At 64.3% G+C, this 16,912-nt stretch carries 17 protein-coding genes and 1 tRNA gene; 11 read left to right on the top strand and 7 right to left on the bottom strand.

The genetic code is table 11. The features are described 5' to 3' along the window. Nucleotides 1-159: 159 nt before the first annotated feature. Nucleotides 160-819, bottom strand: a complete 660-nt coding sequence (locus ACVILL_RS12420) for a hypothetical protein (RefSeq protein WP_456729303.1) — start codon at nucleotides 817-819, stop codon at nucleotides 160-162. Nucleotides 820-994: 175 nt separating this feature from the next. Between ACVILL_RS12420 and ACVILL_RS12415 the strand changes: the two genes are divergently transcribed. Beyond that, complete coding sequence (locus ACVILL_RS12415) at nucleotides 995-1,381, top strand: hypothetical protein (protein WP_456729302.1); 387 nt, start codon at nucleotides 995-997, stop codon at nucleotides 1,379-1,381. Between the two features lie 3 nt (nucleotides 1,382-1,384). Here the strand turns inward: ACVILL_RS12415 and ACVILL_RS12410 are convergent, their stop codons facing one another. From ACVILL_RS12410 to ACVILL_RS12400, 3 genes are all read right to left on the bottom strand, one after another. Beyond that, nucleotides 1,385-2,452, bottom strand: coding sequence for a hypothetical protein (locus ACVILL_RS12410; protein WP_456729301.1), 1,068 nt, complete (start codon nucleotides 2,450-2,452; stop codon nucleotides 1,385-1,387). 228 nt (nucleotides 2,453-2,680) lie between these two features. Then, nucleotides 2,681-3,559, bottom strand: a complete 879-nt coding sequence (locus ACVILL_RS12405; RefSeq protein ID WP_456729300.1) for a carbonic anhydrase — start codon at nucleotides 3,557-3,559, stop codon at nucleotides 2,681-2,683. 350 nt (nucleotides 3,560-3,909) lie between these two features. Beyond that, complete coding sequence (locus ACVILL_RS12400; RefSeq protein ID WP_456729299.1) at nucleotides 3,910-4,968, bottom strand: polysaccharide deacetylase family protein; 1,059 nt, start codon at nucleotides 4,966-4,968, stop codon at nucleotides 3,910-3,912. A gap of 290 nt (nucleotides 4,969-5,258) precedes the next feature. Between ACVILL_RS12400 and ACVILL_RS12395 the strand changes: the two genes are divergently transcribed. After that, entirely contained in the window at nucleotides 5,259-5,474 is a 216-nt protein-coding gene (locus ACVILL_RS12395) for a hypothetical protein (RefSeq protein WP_456729298.1), read from the top strand. A 136-nt stretch (nucleotides 5,475-5,610) separates the two neighbouring features. Here ACVILL_RS12395 and ACVILL_RS12390 read toward each other — a convergent pair whose 3' ends face one another. Then, complete coding sequence (locus ACVILL_RS12390) at nucleotides 5,611-7,290, bottom strand: MFS transporter (protein WP_456729297.1); 1,680 nt, start codon at nucleotides 7,288-7,290, stop codon at nucleotides 5,611-5,613. Between the two features lie 278 nt (nucleotides 7,291-7,568). Between ACVILL_RS12390 and ACVILL_RS12385 the strand changes: the two genes are divergently transcribed. From ACVILL_RS12385 to ACVILL_RS12360, 6 genes are all read left to right on the top strand, one after another. Then, a complete protein-coding gene (locus tag ACVILL_RS12385; protein ID WP_456729296.1) occupies nucleotides 7,569-8,954 on the top strand; it encodes a cytochrome P450 in 1,386 nt (461 codons plus the stop codon). Nucleotides 8,955-9,097: 143 nt separating this feature from the next. Next, on the top strand, nucleotides 9,098-10,507 hold the full coding sequence (locus tag ACVILL_RS12380) for a DUF5939 domain-containing protein (RefSeq protein ID WP_456729295.1): 1,410 nt from the start codon (nucleotides 9,098-9,100) through the stop codon (nucleotides 10,505-10,507). 180 nt (nucleotides 10,508-10,687) lie between these two features. Further along, nucleotides 10,688-11,191, top strand: a complete 504-nt coding sequence (locus tag ACVILL_RS12375; RefSeq protein ID WP_456729294.1) for a tellurite resistance TerB family protein — start codon at nucleotides 10,688-10,690, stop codon at nucleotides 11,189-11,191. Between the two features lie 227 nt (nucleotides 11,192-11,418). Further along, nucleotides 11,419-12,198, top strand: a complete 780-nt coding sequence (locus ACVILL_RS12370) for an SDR family NAD(P)-dependent oxidoreductase (protein WP_456729293.1) — start codon at nucleotides 11,419-11,421, stop codon at nucleotides 12,196-12,198. Between the two features lie 190 nt (nucleotides 12,199-12,388). Further along, a complete protein-coding gene (locus ACVILL_RS12365) occupies nucleotides 12,389-13,207 on the top strand; it encodes a glutamine amidotransferase (RefSeq protein ID WP_456729292.1) in 819 nt (272 codons plus the stop codon). A gap of 172 nt (nucleotides 13,208-13,379) precedes the next feature. Next, on the top strand, nucleotides 13,380-14,189 hold the full coding sequence (locus ACVILL_RS12360) for an enoyl-CoA hydratase (RefSeq protein WP_456729291.1): 810 nt from the start codon (nucleotides 13,380-13,382) through the stop codon (nucleotides 14,187-14,189). A 137-nt stretch (nucleotides 14,190-14,326) separates the two neighbouring features. Here the strand turns inward: ACVILL_RS12360 and ACVILL_RS12355 are convergent. Continuing rightward, nucleotides 14,327-14,402: transfer RNA gene (locus tag ACVILL_RS12355), tRNA-Ala, on the bottom strand. Between the two features lie 297 nt (nucleotides 14,403-14,699). On the opposite strand from ACVILL_RS12355, the gene ACVILL_RS12350 reads away from it, so the two are divergent. From ACVILL_RS12350 to folD, 3 genes are read left to right on the top strand one after another with little or no spacing between them, the layout of a single operon-like run. Then, nucleotides 14,700-14,990: a YggT family protein gene (locus ACVILL_RS12350; RefSeq protein ID WP_021078230.1), complete on the top strand. Its 291-nt coding sequence runs from the start codon at nucleotides 14,700-14,702 to the stop codon at nucleotides 14,988-14,990. A 34-nt stretch (nucleotides 14,991-15,024) separates the two neighbouring features. Beyond that, complete coding sequence (locus ACVILL_RS12345; RefSeq protein WP_456729290.1) at nucleotides 15,025-15,360, top strand: DUF167 domain-containing protein; 336 nt, start codon at nucleotides 15,025-15,027, stop codon at nucleotides 15,358-15,360. 1 nt (nucleotide 15,361) lies between these two features. Then, nucleotides 15,362-16,246 carry a bifunctional methylenetetrahydrofolate dehydrogenase/methenyltetrahydrofolate cyclohydrolase FolD gene (folD, locus tag ACVILL_RS12340; RefSeq protein WP_456729289.1) on the top strand — a complete coding sequence of 295 codons (885 nt, stop codon included), beginning with the start codon at nucleotides 15,362-15,364 and terminating at the stop codon, nucleotides 16,244-16,246. A 131-nt stretch (nucleotides 16,247-16,377) separates the two neighbouring features. Here folD and ppa read toward each other — a convergent pair whose 3' ends face one another. Continuing rightward, nucleotides 16,378-16,908 carry an inorganic diphosphatase gene (gene ppa / locus ACVILL_RS12335; protein ID WP_016847249.1) on the bottom strand — a complete coding sequence of 177 codons (531 nt, stop codon included), beginning with the start codon at nucleotides 16,906-16,908 and terminating at the stop codon, nucleotides 16,378-16,380. Nucleotides 16,909-16,912: the final 4 nt, after the last annotated feature.

Raw genomic sequence — 16,912 nt, 5'->3', positions numbered from 1 at the left:
TACCTAAGACATGGGTGACGACCTCGTGCCGAACGGGTTGTCGAGCGGTTGCAGGTTCCAAGCCAATCGAATTGACCTCGTCAAACTGAGTCGCTGTATCAGGCGAGCTGGAACACCTCGTACCCAAGGCCGAAACCCGACCTACGGATAGCAATCTCATCAAGAGCATCCGAAGATACTACAGTGCCGAACGCGGGTTCGGGTCACGGAATCAGGCGGACCCAACATAGTCATGGGACGTCTAACCATCTGGGTCATGGCTCGGGGCGCACGAGCCTTCAGAAAAGCCACGATCTCGGGACTTACGTCCTCCACAGACCGATGCATCTTTCCGGCGTTCGAAAAGAGCCCGCCACCATGGTGTTCAAGCCGAAGCGTGCCGATGTCGACGATCTCCCCAGCGCGAACCTGGAATTTGGCATGAGGGCCACCATACCCGGCATTTACATTGTCGCACCTTATGCTCAGCAATAGATACTCGCCTGGAGGAAGTGAGGTAATCCCGCCAAACCCCGCCAGCTTTCCTCCGCCGATCACGCTGGCGCTGATTGTTTTCCTCGGCGCGTCCTTGTTGAGAGTTTGGCCGAGGGTCACTTCAGGAAAGACACAACGCGTGAGATCCCCACTGATACTGGGCATCATGAGGATCGCGTCAACGATCACCACACCTCGATGTTCTTGCAGCTCTCGGGCGATGTGTTCGTCTACCTGCAAACCATCTCCCGGTTTCAGAACGTCCCCGCTTTGTGCCCGAGCAGCAGTAGTTGAAACAACTACCGCGAGCCAGACAGCCAGAAGAATGGTGCGCTTCATCGTCATTGTGCCTCCCGCAACTGCTCTCAATCCTAGCAGGCGCAACTTACCGAATACAACCGTTGGGCCAAGCGCCGCGGCGTCATCGAACGCGCCTGGATGCGATTTGCTCGGAGCATCGAACCCTCGCACGCGCTCAGTAGACCAAGTGTTACAGGCGCAATTTTAAGGGGCTGGGCAGATGCTTCCGAAAATCGCCCACGTGATCATCATCGGGCTCTCTGAAGCAGAACGCGGCAAGCTTGATGAAAGCACCCGCAAGATCCTTCACTACAGCGATCCTTCCTGGGAATACCGATCGTACGGCTGCCGCACCTTGCAGGAAGCCGCGGCAATCGCGAAAGACATCGCGCGGGTCGATATCCTTTATATTGCGGAGAGAGCCAAGTCCGAATCAATACCGCACGAAAAGTTCGGCCACGAATTGGACTACGAGATACTGGGGGAACAGATGAGAAATCATCCCAGCAAGCCGGTGGTCAGCTATGCGAGGCCCGATCGGCCGAACAAGCTCGCAACAGCGATCTTTGCGCTTTGGCGTGACCGCAGCAAGCCAACCTCAGCCTGACCGCTAAACCCGCACCCCGCACAATCCGCTCATGATCGCGACCGCGACGAGCCCGCCGGCGGCGAGGCCGATTGCCCAGATCCGGTTGGCGACCGTCGTGGTCACACCGTGCGCGATCAGGACGCCGCGCAATCCCGAGGCGAGATGGGCGAGCACGAAGAACACGCCGAGCGCGTAGTGCGGCACCAGCCGAATGCTCCAGGCGTCGTGGATCAGGCCGGTCGGTGCGCTCGACGCCCAGTCCCAATTGGTGTCGATGTGGTGCACGGCCCGCGCCGAGACCAATGCGGAATTCAGATGGGTGACGATGAATGCCGCAAGGTAGACGCCGGAGCCGATCTGAAACCCGCGATACGCATCCGCCGGTAGCGCGCTCCAGCGCCAGGCGAGCCGCACGCCGATGGCGACCTGGAACAGCATCAGGCTGACGAGGATCGGCTCGATCACGGACGATCGATAGACCGTGCGGCCCAGCTTCATCACGGCGCCGTGCATCTCGGGTCCGAGCAGGCCCAGCAGATGATTGGTGAGATGAAACGCGACATAGAGCAGGATGACTGCTGCGGCGATGCCATGCGTGACGCGCCATCGGGCAATGGACGGCGCGATCGCAGCCGGGTTCGCCGGCCGCTCCTGCTCGCGGCCGAGCAGCACGTAGAGGCATGCGGCGAGCCAGCCCGCGACCCAGACGAGCTCGTCGCTGACAGGGATGTGCAGCAGTCCGAGACCGACGCCGGTCAGCACGAACAAGGGCGGCGCCGCGATGCTGATATAGGCGAGCCGCCGGGCGCGCAGCTCGAAGGATGACGGCACGGCCCTGGTCATCCAATAGGCGCAGGCAAGGCCCAGCAAGGGCGCGGCGGTCGCCGCAAGCAGGCAGAGCGCGGCCAGGACCAGCCGGCCCGGCGAGATCTGGCCGCTCGCGGGCGAGACCGCGAGATGAAATCCGTCGAGCAGGAACGGATAGGCGATCGCGCCGGCCGCCGGGATCATCGAACGGAGCCTTTCGGCGGCCGCATTCGCCAAGCCATCGTCGCCGGGCCGTACGCGACCTTGTTCAAATGCACTCACTGAGTTCTCCAGAGTTCAGGCATGTGCGGAGGAGAGGGCCAAACCGGCGAATCTATTCCCGGGTCATCATCGAAGGCGCAGCTCACAAGCTGGTGGGGTGGACGCTGACGCGCACGGGCAGCGTTGCGCCGGGATCATTTCTCAAGGCGCATGACGATACAGCGATACGGGCCAGCCGATAGGACCAAGTTCCGACAATCCGGTTGGACCACGCCAACCTGTCGGCAGCTACTGTCCCGCCGGCGGGATGCGTGCGTCGACAAGCGATGCAATGCGCTGCGATTGCACGACGGCGTTGCCGAGCTCCACGAACGCCATGAGGTCTCGAGGTGCTGGCGCCAGCCCAATCCCGTCGGCATCGCCGGAACAAGGAGCCCATATCGCGCGGCTCTCCAGAAGATAGACGCCGTAAACCGCTTCGATCCCGGCGTAGGCGTTGGTCCTCAATTCTTCTTGTATCGAGTAGGCCGCCAGCGCGGCGTTGGTGGCAATCGACGTCTCGATCAGGGCTTTTCGATATCCAGGACGGTGCACGACCTTTGGCCCGAATGCGGCGATCAGCTTTCTCTCTGATGTCTGGACCACGACCAGCGCACCGTCGAGAATGCTGCGAAGCGAGCGCTTGGTCGCGAGCGGCAGGTATTCGCGCGGATTGAGGAAGACATCGACGGCTGTCGTGAGCGCGCCGCATCCGCTGTGACCGAGCACGACGATGAGTTTGAGGCTCCCGCCAAGGTTCTCGACGGCGTATTTGAGGCTTCCAAGCACCTCCGTTCCGAGGCCGTTGCCCGCGACGCGGACCACGAAGAGATCATTGGGCCCTTCATTGAAAATCAGTTCAACGGGCACCCGGGCGTCGGAGCAGCCGAGCACGGCTGCAAACGGTCTCTGCTTCGGCACGGCGCTGTCGGCCGGCAGGCCGAGGTCACGCAGATCGACCGGGATGATCTGCTGGACCACGGTCTCATCCTCATCCTGGTCAAGGAGTGCGGCGAAGTTTTTGTTGCCGCGTTCCAGACGGAGCAAGGCCGCATGACTGTCCTGCGGGTCCGGCCTGAGCGCGGCATCGTCGCTGCTATAGCGATACGTGATATCGAAGGTCTTCATGATAGCCGCGCTGTGCTGGCAAATATCAGGCAGGCAGATCCGACGCAGGCAACGAGCGGAACCCGAGATCCTATTGAACGATCCAATGGAAAGCCGCCGTTGATCCAGATCAAGGCCGCTGCGGGGAGGAGACGGCGCAGACAGCCCCGTCCATGACGGCCGCGGGCTCCTTTGCATGGGGTTGTTTTCGATATTTTGGCGGGAGCCGCCGCCGGGTGCGATGGCGCCTCTCGGCCAGGGCCGTCCGGCCGTGCCGGACCAGGAGAAGATAGCGGCGATCAGAAACGAAAGCGCCCCCGGATCGGATCCGGGGGCGCTTTGCGTCGAGTGTGTCGAATGCGTCGGCTGGGTTACTCGGCGACCGTCTGCACGACGTTGCCGATGGGCCGGCCCGATGCGACCGGCTTCTCGGTCTTCGCCATCATCGCGTCGTATTCGGGCAGCGTCTCGAGCTGGGTCTTGGCCTTCATCCAGACCACCTTGTAGCCGCCCGCCTTCAGCTTGCGCAGCAAGGTCGGCAGCGCCTGCGCGGTGTGCTTCTGCAGATCGTGCATCAGGATGATGCCCTTGTGCTCCTTGTCGAGCTTGGTCATCACGTTGTTGATGACCTCGTCGGAGCTCTTGGACTTGAAGTCGTTGGAGTCGACGTCGACCGAGAACATCGCGATGTTGCGGGTGCCGAGATAGGCCGTTGTCGCCGGCGTGTGCGCCAGTGCCGGGAAGCGGAAGAACGGAGCGGGATTGGCCCCCAGCGCCAGCTTCACCGCGCTAAAACCCTTCTCGATCTCGTCCTTGGCCTGCTGCTCGGTGAGCTTCTTGCTCGCCAGATGCGCGTGCGACCAGGTGTGGGCGCCGATGGTGTGGCCGGCGGCCTGGACCTGGCGCAGGATGTCCGGGTGATAGGTGGTGTGCAGGCCGATCGGGAAGAACACCGCCTTGGTGCACTCGTCCGCCAGCGCCTTGAGCACGGCGGGCGTGGTCGGCCACGGACCGTCGTCGAAGGTCAGCACGACCTCCTTGTCGGTCAGGAAGTCATACTGCTTGTACTGCAGGAAGCCGAAGCCCGGGCCGCCTGTCGTGTCGACCACGACGGTGCGGCTGATGCCGAGCGCGTCGGGATTGGCGCATTTGGGCGCGGCCGCGACGGGGGCCGGCACCGGTGCCGGTGCGGGGGCTGCGGCCGGGGCCGCCGCCGGGGTGGCATCGGCGCGCTTCGACAGCGCGGCGGTCGTCTCGACATCGTCCCTGGCGGCCTGTTTGGCCGCCGCGGCGAGCGGATCGGCCTGGGCTGCGGCCGTGGTTTGCGGAGGCGCCGCGTCGGCACGCGGGGAGGAAGTCCAGAACCACACGCCGGCGATCACGATCGCCGCTACAACACTGGCCAGCATCAGGCCCAACGCACTACGCATCGCTATACACTCTCTCGGAACTTAAGGATACGCCACAGCCGTAACGAGCGATTAATGCCAACAAGGTCTTAACGCGATCCCAACACGGCGCCGGAACGGCAAGAAAAAGTGCGGCTTACGCATGCGTGATGACTGTCACAGTCCGCAGGCGCGTACCACCAGAGACTAAGGCCTATCCCCGCACGATCGCCTCTGCGCGAAACCGGCCGGCTCGCTTCGCAGGTTTCAAGCTTCTTCGTTTCCCTGAAACGCTATAGAACCAGCGTCACATTCCTTAGAGGCTTTGAGAGATGACCCGATTTCTGTTCGCCGTCGTTCCGCTGGTTCTGTTGACGTCGGCCGCCTCGGCGCAGCAGCAGGGGCGTGATGCCTGCTCGCGCGATGCCTCGCGGTTCTGCCGCGCCCATCTCAGCGAGGGCGATCAGGTCGTGCTGGCCTGCCTGAAGGTGCATCGCGGCCGCCTCAGCAAGGCCTGCCAGCAGACGCTGATCGATCACGGGCAGTAGTTTCCGTCATCGTCATTCCGGGGCGATGCGAAAGCATCGAACCTCAGGTGCGCAATTGCGCACCGCGGAATCGCGAGCCAATATAACCTCTGGATTCCGGGTTCGCGCTTCGCGCGCCCTGGAATGACGGCTGACATCAAGTGCTGCTGCCCGCCGCGGTCGCGACCACCGGGATCACCTCCTTGGCGGCGCGGTCCGGGGTCTCGTCCTTCCAGCGCACCGAGCCGAACGGCCGCTCCAGCATCCGGCGCACGCGGATCGGCTCGGCGCCGATGTGGAAGGCGGCCGCCTTCTGATGCAGTTCGCGCTCGATCTGGGTGGCGCGGTTGCGCTGGCGCAGGAAATCGAGCCAGGTCGGGCAATGATAACGCTCGGTCCACAATTCCGGATCGGCGATGTCGCGCGCGATCGACCAGCCATAGGCGCCGTTGCGCTGGCGGCTGAGCTGCACGTCCTGCATCACATTGTGGAAGGCGCGCGCATTGTCCTGCGCCACCCGGTATTCGATCTCGACCACCAGCGGCCCGCTGCGCCCGGTCAGTTGCAGCCGCACCTCGGGATCGGCCAGCGTCTCGGTCGCGTCCTCGTTGCGCGCGCCGATCGGCGGCATCCTGAGCCAGATGCCGAGCACTGGCGACAGCAGCATCAGGCCGGCGGAGATCAACAGCGCCATCTCGACGCCGCCGGCGTCGGTGATGCGACCCCAGCACCAGCTCCCGATTGCGATGCCACCGGCGATCGCGGCCTGGAACGCCGCAAGCGAACGGCCCGCGACCCAGCGCGGCGCCGAGAGCTGCACGCCGATATTGAACAGCGCGATCGCCAGCATCCACACCGCGCCGGCAACCACCAGCGCGGCGGCGGTGATGACAGGCTCCTTGCTCACGGCGACGATTGCGATCGCAACGCCCATCAGGATCGCGCAGGTTCGCACCGCGGCTTCGCCGCTCAGCCGGCTGCGGATCTCGCTGATGTTGAGCGCGCCGATCACAGCGCCCATGCCGAAGGCGCCGAGCATGATGCCGTAGGTCTGCGCGCCGCCATGCAGCAGGTCGCGCGCCACCAGCGGCATCAGCGCCGAGACCGAGCCGCCGATGATGCCGGTCACCATGGTGCGGGTCAGCACGATCTTGATCGACGGCGAATTGGTGATGTAGCGCACGCCGGAGACGATGGCGCGGTTCAGCCGCTCGCGCGGCAGCCGCGACGGCTCGCTGACGCGATTCCACAGGAACAGCACGACGAGCAGCGGCAGATACAGCACGGCATTGGCGGCGAAGGCCGCCACGGCGCCCGCCGAGGCGACCACGATGCCGCCGATCGCAGGACCAAAGCTGCGGGCGATATTGTAGCTGATGCCGTTCAGTGCGACCGCGGCGGGCAGCGTCTCCGACGGCACCTGCTCGCTGACCGAGGATTGCCAGGCCGGGCCGAACAGCGCCATGCCGCTGCCGACGACGAAGCACAGCGCGAGCAGGATGTTCGGCGTCACCAGATTGAGCCAGGCCAGCACCGTCAGCGTGGTGGCGCCGGAGAGCGCGATCATAAGCGACACCAGCGCCACGACGCGGCGGTCGTGCATGTCGGCGATGGCGCCGGCCGGCATCGAGATCAGCATGACAGGCAGCATCAGCGCGGTCTGCACCAGCGCGACCTTGTCGGCCTCCGCGGTCATCTGGGTCATCGCCCAGGCGGCACCGACGCCCTGGATCAGGATGCCGAGATTGGAGAGCAGGCTGGCGAGCCAGATTCGCCTGAAGATTGAATGCCGTAACGGTGCAGTGATACTGTCGGGACGCGTCCGCAGTTCGGTCATATCCGGTTCCGCTTGGCCTGCTATGGCTTGTTGAATGATTCCGGCTGGATCAACTGATGCCCGGCAAACGCGTGTCCTGTCCAGCGATTACCGCGCTGTTCTCGGCCATGCTGAACAGCTAAAGTATTGAAAGGCTGGGGAAACAGTCAGGGACCGGGTCGCGGGCCGGTGGTCGGGGATTGTCGGAACCCGTGTCGGTTGGCGGCGCGGACCGCGCCTTCATGGCGCCGGGATCGCATGGCCGGATCGGCCGTTGCGTGAGGCAGGAAGCGAGGACCATGAGCATAGCCGAGGTCTACGACATCACGGTCACGCGACGCCCCCTGGTCCCGCCGGCCCCGCCGCGCGCGCCCGATAACATGGGCGCGTTCCAGCGCATGCGGGTGATGCGCAACTCGCCGATCGAAACCTGGGGCCAGCGCGCCTATGAGGACGACATCGTCCAGGGCCGCTTTCTCAACCATTCGAGCTTCATCCTCAACACGCCGGATGCGATCCGCCACGTGCTGGTCGACAATTACGAGAACTACACCCGCACGCCGGCCGGCCTGCGCGTGCTGCGTCCGATGCTGGGCGAGGGATTGCTGATCGCCGAGGGCCGCGCCTGGAAACATCAGCGCCGCACGCTGGCCCCGGCGTTCACGCCGCGCGCGGTGATGACGCTGGTGCCCTACATGGTCGCGGCGGTCGACGAGACCATCGCCAAGCTGAAGTCTGCGAGCGGCGGCCCGGTCGATCTGCGCGAGGCGATGCAGCGCATGACGCTGGAGATCGCCGGCCGCACCATGTTCTCGTTCGGCATGGATCGCCACGGCGCCGCGCTGCGCGATTTCGTGATGGAGTATGGCGACACGCTGGCGCGGCCGCACATGCTGGACCTGGTGCTGCCCTTGAACTGGCCGACGCCGCAGGATTTCCGGCGCGCCCGGTTCCGCAAGCGCTGGACGGCGTTTGTCGGCCAACTGATGACCGAGCGCCGCGCCACCGGCAAGGATGACAATGCGCCGGCGCGTGACCTGTTCGACCTGATGGGCGCCGCGCGCGATCCTGAAACCGGCCAGGCCTTCACCGATGCCCAGCTCGGCGACCAGGTTGCCACCATGATTCTGGCCGGCCATGAGACGACCGCGACCGCGCTGTTCTGGGCGCTCTATCTGCTGGCGCTGGATCCGTTGACCCAGGAGCAACTGGCGGCAGAAGTCAGGAGCGTGGCGACATCAGGCGAACTCGATATCGAGCGGCTGAAATTCACCCGCGCCGTGATCGACGAAACCATGCGGCTTTATCCGCCGGCGTTCCTGATCGCACGTGCTGCGGGCGGTCCTGATACCATCGCGGGCCGTCCGGTCAGGAAGCATGACGTAATCCTGATCGCGCCGTGGCTGCTGCACCGGCATGAAAAGCTGTGGCGCGATCCGAACGCGTTCGTGCCGGCGCGTTTCATGACGGGAACGCCGCCCGATCGCTTCGCCTATCTGCCGTTCGGGGTCGGCGCGCGGGTCTGCATCGGCGCGCATTTTGCGCTGGTCGAGGCGACGCTCGCGCTTGCTAAAATCATCGGCACATTCCGCGTCGCGCTGGCGGACAAGGATCCGGTGCTTCCGATCGGCGTGGTGACGACGCAGCCGAACCGTTCTCCGGCGTTCACGATCAAGCCGCGCTGACCTTGCGCGGCAGTGTCCCAATGCTCATCTGGAGCGGGATGACTCTTCGTCGAATCGTCATCCCGCTCTATCTCTTCGTTTTGAGCATGATCTTTGCGGAAAACCGCTACACACTTTTCCGGATCATGCTCTAGGAGCTCACCATGAGCGATACGCAGGCCCATTTCGCAGTCCTCAGGCAGACGACCGATCCGGCCGTCGTCGATGCCATGCAGCAGCTGATCGTCGATGGCCATGATCGCGAGCTCAATCGCATCAATCTGCTGGACTTCTCGAACCGTACCGGTCTCGACCAGGAGAAGGTGATCTCCGGCTTTCTGCATGCCTCGCGGCTCGGCCTGTTCGACATGAGCTGGAACGTGCTGTGCCCGGGCTGCGGCGGCGTGCTCGATGCCCACACCACGCTTAAGTCGCTGCGCCATGACGACTATAATTGCGCGCTGTGCGCCGCGGGCTACGAGGCTTCCGTCGACGAGCTGGTCGAGGTTGCCTTCACCGTCAGCCCGCGGGTCCGGCACATTGCCGCGCACGACCCCAACGCGCTGCCGATCTGGGAATATTTCCGGCAGATGTTCTGGAGTTCGGGAATCGAGTTCGACGAGAGCTCGCTGGCGACCCTGATCAACGAGGTGACGCTGGAGGGGCTCGAGCTGCCGCCCGGCGAAAAGGCGATCCTGTCGCTCAATTTGCCCAATCAGTTCGTCATCGTGTTCGAGCCGGTGACGCATTCGGCGCACTTCTTCGCCGTCGAGGGCGAGCCGACTACCGAGCGTCAGCAGTTCTCGATCGCATTCAACAAGACTCATGCGCCGACCGGCACCTCGACGATGCGGCCGGGGCCGCTGCGGCTCTCGCTGGAGAATCACGCCGACGTTCGCGTGCTGCCGTCGGTGTGGATCGCGGGCGATCCGCTGCACAAATTGCTCGGCAAGCGCAAGCCGATCCTCACCGCGAAGCGGATGCTGTCGAACCAGACCTTCCGCGACGTGTTCAAGGCCGACAACCTCACCGTCGACCAGCGGCTGAAGATCACCGCGCTGACCTTCCTGTTCACCGATCTGAAGGGCTCGACCGCGCTCTATGAGCGGGTCGGCGATCTCGCCGCGTTCGATCTGGTGCGCGCGCATTTCCACGCGCTGCTCGACATCATCGCCTCCGAGCACGGCGCCGTGGTGAAGACGATCGGCGACGCCGTGATGGCGACCTTCATCCGGCCCGAACATGCGTTGTCGGCGGGCTTGCGCATGCGGGCTGCGATGAAGGACCTCAACGCCGCGCGCGGCAAGGAAGATCTGATCGTGAAGATCGGCATCCATGAGGGGCCGTGCCTCGCGGTGACGCTGAACGAGCGGCAGGACTATTTCGGCCAGACCGTGAATATCGCGGCTCGGGTGCAGAGCCTGTCGACGTCGCAGGAGATCCACCTGACCCAGCCGGTGATGGAATCGGCTGAAGTCGCCGGTATCCTCGATCGCGCCGCGATCAGGCCGATCCAGAAGGAAGCGGCGCTGCGCGGCATTGCCGACAAGCTCGTGGTGTACGAGATACCGTAGTCATATTGCTGAAACGTAATGCTTGCCGAAACGTAATGCCGCAGCGGGAACCCGCGCGGATTGCGCCGGTTCTGTTTCCACGCCATATAGATTTCAACCGAGCATGACCCGGGAAAATGCGTAGCCCGAATAGGTCATGCCAGATCAAAGGCTCCCGGTCTTCATTCCACAGAGAAAGCGATGCTCGACGGACTCCGCCAATTCATTGCCGATATCGTCTCCCCCGATGCCCAAGCCGATCGCGCCTTCAACGACGGCGACTATCGCCTGGCGGCGACCGCGCTGCTGGTGCATGTCGTCTCGCTCGACGGCGAGCCGACGCCTGCCGAGACGCGCAAGCTGCACAGCCTGATCGAGAGCCGTTTCCAGCTCGATCCCGGTACCGCCGACAAGCTGATCGCCTCCGCCATGCGCGTCGAGGGCGAGGCGGTGGATCTCTATCACTTTACCAGTGTGATCATGCGCTCGGTGAATGAGGAGGGACGGCTGCGCATCGTCGAGATGATGTGGGAGCTGGTCTATGCCGACGGCCAGGTCAGCGAGTTCGAGGACAATGTGGTCTGGCGCGCCGCCGATCTGCTCGGAATCTCCTCGCGCGACCGCATCGATCTCAAGCACCGGGTCGCCGAGAAGCAGGCGGCGCTGCCGAAGGGGCCCTGGGGAACGGCAGACGCGGCAATCTGACACGGTTGCCAGCGCGACTGGAAAGCATCGTCGCCGGCGTCACGGATGACGAAACTTTAATGTCCGGCGCGATTGTGGGCGATCCGACTGAAAATCTGGCGTTTCATCGCGAAACCTGGGTCTTGCCACTGTCCAGAAGCTTACACGCGGCTTGCGTCCCACCGCATGCCTATGCTCTCGTCGCCCCCGTTGGGACCTCACTAGAATTTGCAGTAAGAGTTTGAGACGTGACAGAGCGTGTGACGCTGATAACCGGGGCATCGGCGGGCATAGGCACCGAACTGGCGCGCGTGTTTGCATCGAATGGTCACCGCGTGGCGCTGGTGGCGCGGCGCGCCGATCGCCTGACGGCGCTCGCCGATGAGCTTGCCGCCAAGGGCGGCGCGGCCCCGATTGTGATCCCGTGTGATCTCCAGCAGACCGATGTGGGCGACAAGATTGCTGCGGCCCTGACCGAGGCCGGAGTCGAGGTCGAATATCTCGTCAACAATGCCGGTTTCGGGCTGTTCGGCCTCGCTGTCGAGCGCGACCGCGCCGAACAGCTCAATATCATCAACGTCAACATCCGCGCGCTGACCGATCTGACGCTGCGCTTTGCCGATCAGGTGATCCGCAATCGCGGCGGTATCCTCAATGTCGGCTCGATCGCCGGATTCCTGCCGGGTCCCGGCATGGCCGTGTACTACGCCAGCAAGGCCTATGTGCTCTCGTTCACCGAGGCATTGCGCTGTGAGCTGGCGCCGAAGGGCGTGCGCGTCACCGTGGTTTGCCCGGGTCCCGTGCCGTCCGAATTCCAGGATCGCGCGGGATTTGCCCCCGGGTTCGATTCCGCCATCCTCAATGTCGCGCCTAATGAGGTCGCCCGCCAGGCCTATCGCGGCCTGATGGCCAACAAGCGTGCCGTGCTGCCCGGCGCCTTCATCAAGATGGTGCCGTTCCTGCTGCGGCTATTCCCGCGCTTTTTCATCCTGACGGCGGTCGGCGGTTTTCAGCTCCGCAAGCGTTAGAATTTCTCGTTTTTGCCCGCGCTTCTTGGCCGCGAAGACGCCGGCTTCGCCCAAGACATGCTTATCAGCGCCGTTAAGGCTGTCTCTGGCCCGCGATTTGCTTCGCACGTGTGTGTGCGCAAACTCACACGATGTTAACGACCACTTAGCTATGATCGTGCCTTACGTGCCGAATATTCAAGCAGAGGCAATGTCGTTCCGGTCTGACCAAACCCGTGTCGTGGTGCCCTTCGCGAGCCGAAGGCCGGCCGCGGTCACGCCCAGGGTTCAGATCTCGGATCAGACTCCGCTGCGGCCGGTGCTGATCGTGCTGCATCAGGAGACGTCGACCCCCGGTCGGATCGGCAACGCCCTGCGTGCGCTGGGCTATCCCCTCGACATCCGCCGTCCGCGCTTCGGCGACGCGCTGCCTGGAACGCTGGACGCGCATGCCGGTGCGGTCATCTTCGGCGGCCCGATGAGCGCCAACGATCCCGACGACTATGTGCGGCGCGAGATCGACTGGATCGCAACTCCCTTGCGCGAGCAGCGTCCGTTGCTCGGCATCTGCCTCGGCGCGCAAATGCTGGCGCGGCAACTCGGCGCGCGTGTCGCGCCGCATCCGCAAGGCCGTGTCGAGGTCGGTTATTACCCGGTCAGGCCGACGGAGGCGGGCCGCGCGTTGTGCCCGGACTGGCCGGCGCGCGTCTATCACTGGCATGGCGAGGGATTTCAATTGCCCGCAGGCGCCGACCTGCTCGCAACGGGTGATGATTTCCCGGTGCAGGCGTTCCAGTTCGGCAATGCGTTCGGCCTGCAATTCCATCCCGACGTGACCTACGCGATGATGCATCGCTGGACCACGCACGGTTGCCCGCGGATGGACCAGCCGGGCGCGCAGCCGGGCCACCTGCACTTCGCCGGGCGCGCCGTGCACGATGCCGCCGAGCGCGCGTGGCTGAAGCATTTCATCGACGGCTGGATCACGCGTGCGCCGCAGCAGCCGGTGATGCTGCAGGCCGCGGAATAGCCGCGGCGCGGAATTTCGCGCCGTCTTTTCATTCTGATGGATGTGCTACTGTCGCCTGCCGCGCGCGGGCGGTATCGCCGCGCTTTAGTCCTTTGTTTGAGCATGATCTTTTCGGAAAACCGCTTCGCACTTTTTCGGATCATGCTTTAACGACAAGGCAAGGGAGAACGCCGTGAGCTACGAACACATCCTGTATGAGGTCAGCGACAGGATCGCGACCATCACGCTCAATCGCCCCGACCGCATGAATGCGTGGACCGCGATCATGGAGCGCGACGTGCGCAACGCGATGGATGCTGCATCCAACGACGACAACGTGCGCGTCATCATCTTGACCGGCGCGGGCCGCGGCTTCTGCGCCGGCGCCGACATGGAAGCGCTGAAGGGAATCGATCCCAACGAGGTCAGGCGCGGCGAGGGCGTTGCGTTCGACATGAACCGCCGCGCCGACTGGCAGACGCGCTACGCCTATTACCCTGCGATCAAGAAGCCCGTGATCGCGATGCTCAACGGCGCCACCGCCGGCATCGGCCTGGTCCACGCGCTGTATTGCGACCTGCGCTTCGCGGCCGACAGCGCGGTGTTCACCACCGCCTTCGCGCGGCGCGGGCTGATCGCCGAACACGGCATCAGCTGGATGCTGCCGCGCATCGTCGGCCACGCCAACGCACTCGATCTGTTGATGTCGGCGCGGCGGGTGTCGGCCGAGGAGGCGCTGCGCATCGGCCTCGTCAACCGGCTCTGCGCGCCCGACAAGCTGCGCGAGGAAACCTACGCCTATGCCCGCGATCTCGCCGATTTCGTCTCGCCGAGCGCGATCGCGGTGATCAAGCGCCAGGTCTACGACGTGCCGTTCCAGACGCTCGCCGAAGCCACCATCGACGCCAACCGCGAGATGCAGATCGCGCTGAAGGGCAATGATTTCAGGGAAGGCGTCGCGAGCTTCGTGGAGAAGCGCCCGCCGCGGTTTACGGGGACGTGAGGGGGGATTGGGTCGGAGGCGTCAACGGCGGGAATTTTGGACCGGTCCGTCTTCGCCCTGCGGGCTTCGCCGGACACCACGCTTCGCCCTTCAGGCTCCTGCGTGGCTGCGCCACGCGTAGCCCGAAGGGCGAAGCGTGGTGGAGCCAGGCGGGATCGAACCGCCGACCTCGTCATTGCGAACGACGCGCTCTCCCAGCTGAGCTATGGCCCCATCGCGGCCGGGTGTTGCTGAGTATCCCGGCCGTCAGTCGGGCGCCATTTACAGTCCCGCCCAAGGCCAAGTCAAGAACGCTGAAACAGCGGTTTTCGCCCCATCCCGCCGGGAACTTCCCTTGTTTGCGGGGGGATGAACCGATATTTAGAGCATGATCCGGACCCGGCGGGCCGCGTTAGCGCAAGGCGCGTGGCGGTTTTCCGAAAAGATCCTGCTCAAACACGACGCGCGATGGCGGTTCAGGCCGGTCTCGTTGCGCCTCACCTGGTCGTCCCACCTGCGAGCCCCCATCATATGCGCGCTGTTCTCGACATCGTCATCATCGTCCTCGACCTCTATGTCTGGCTCTTGATCGCCTCCGCCATCCTGTCCTGGCTGGTCGCCTTCAATGTGGTCAACACGCGCAACCAGTTCGTCTCCGCGGTGGCCGAGTTCCTCTACCGGATCACCGAGCCGGTGCTGCGGCCGATTCGCAACGTGATGCCGAATCTGGGCGGGCTCGATATCTCGCCGATCATCGTGATCCTGATCATCATGTTCATCCAGCGGGTGATCGCCTACTACATCTATCCCAACGTGATCTGATCCAGCGCGATGGAGCCTTGATGGATCCTTGTTGATGGAACCTTGGCGCTATTCCACCGAGGGCATCAGCATCGCCTTGCGCGTGACGCCCCGCGGCGGCCGCGACGACATCGACGGGATCGAAACGCTGGCCAACGGCCGTTCCGTGGTGAAGGTGCGGGTCCGCGCCATTGCCGAGGGCGGCGAGGCCAACCGTGCGGTGACCGAGTTGCTCGCCAAGGCGCTCGGCGTGCCCAAGGCCAGGGTGAAGCTGTTGTCCGGCGCCACCTCGCGGCTGAAGCAGGTGGCGGTCGACGGCGATCCCAAGGGGCTTGGCGAAGCACTTAGAAAGTTGACGGCGGCCAAGCCGAACCGAGAGACGAAGGACTGACATGACTGCCCGCATCATCGACGGAAAAGCCATCGCCGCCGAGCTTCGCGCCCGCGTCGCCGACGAGGTCGCCCGTGTCAAGCGCGACCACGGACTTACGCCGGGCCTCGCCGTGGTGCTGGTCGGCCATGATCCCGCAAGCGAGGTCTATGTCCGCAGCAAGCACACCCAGACCCAGGCCGCCGGCATGGCCTCGTTCGAGCACAAGCTGCCCGAGGACGTGTCGCAGGCCGATCTGCTGGCGCTGATCGCGCGGCTCAACCGCGATCCGCTGGTGCACGGCATCCTGGTGCAGCTGCCGCTGCCGAAGGCGTTGCACACCGAGACCATCATCAACGCGATCGACCCGGCCAAGGACGTCGACGGCCTGCATCCGAACAATGCCGGCCGGCTCGCCGGCGGCCTGGCGGCACTGTCGCCCTGCACGCCGCTCGGCTGCATCATCCTGACCAAGAGCGTACATGCCTCGCTCGAGGGCATGAACGCGATCGTGATCGGCCGCTCCAATCTGGTCGGTCGTCCGCTGGTGCAATTGCTGCTGAACGAGAACGCGACGGTGACGATCGCGCATTCGCGCTCGCGCGATCTGCCGAAGCTCTGCGCCCAGGCCGACCTGGTCTATGCCGCGGTCGGCCGCCCCGAGATGGTGCGGGGCGACTGGATCAAGCCGGGCGCGACCGTGATCGATGTCGGCATCAACCGCATTCCGGTGCCCGGCGGCAAGCCGAAGCTGGTCGGCGACGTCGCATTCCGGGAGGCGCTCAATGTCGCCGGCGCGATCACGCCGGTGCCCGGCGGCGTCGGGCAGATGACGGTGGCCTGCCTCTTGGTCAACACGCTGCGCGCCGCCTGCGCGATCGGTGGCCTGCCGGCGCCTGCGGTGTAAGACAGCGCGAAAATCCGTACGCCGTCATTGCGAGCGAAGCGAAGCAATCCATCGCGCAGCGTTCGCGGAACCATGGATTGCTTCGTCGCTGCGCTCCTCGCAATGACGGAGGAGGCGGCAGGACCTTAGTCCTACTTCTTCTTCGCGCGCTCGATGCCTTCCAGGATCAGCTTGCGGGCTTCGTCGGCGTCGCCCCAGCGCAGCACCTTCACCCACTTGCCCTTCTCGAGATCCTTGTAGTGCTCGAAGAAGTGCTGGATCTGCTGCAGCGTGATGTCGGGCAGGTCACTGTAGTTCTGCACCTTGTCGTAGCGCTGGGTCAGCTTCGATGACGGCACCGCGATGATCTTCTCGTCACCACCGGCCTCGTCCTCCATCAACAGCACGCCGACAACGCGGACGCTCATCACGGCGCCCGGCACGATCGCGCGGGTGTTGACGATCAGCACGTCGCAGGGATCGCCGTCGCCCGACAGCGTGTGCGGGATGAAGCCGTAATTGCCGGGATAGCGCATCGGCGTGTAGAGGAAGCGGTCCACCACGAGCGTGCCGGCCTCCTTGTCCATCTCGTACTTGATTGGCTCGCCGCCGACGGCAACCTCGATGATGACGTTGACGTCGTGGGGCGGATTTTTTCCGATCGATATGGCGTCGATACGCATGGAT

Source organism: Bradyrhizobium sp. USDA 3364 (assembly GCF_054056355.1).
This window is presented reverse-complemented; position numbering and strand designations above follow the sequence as displayed.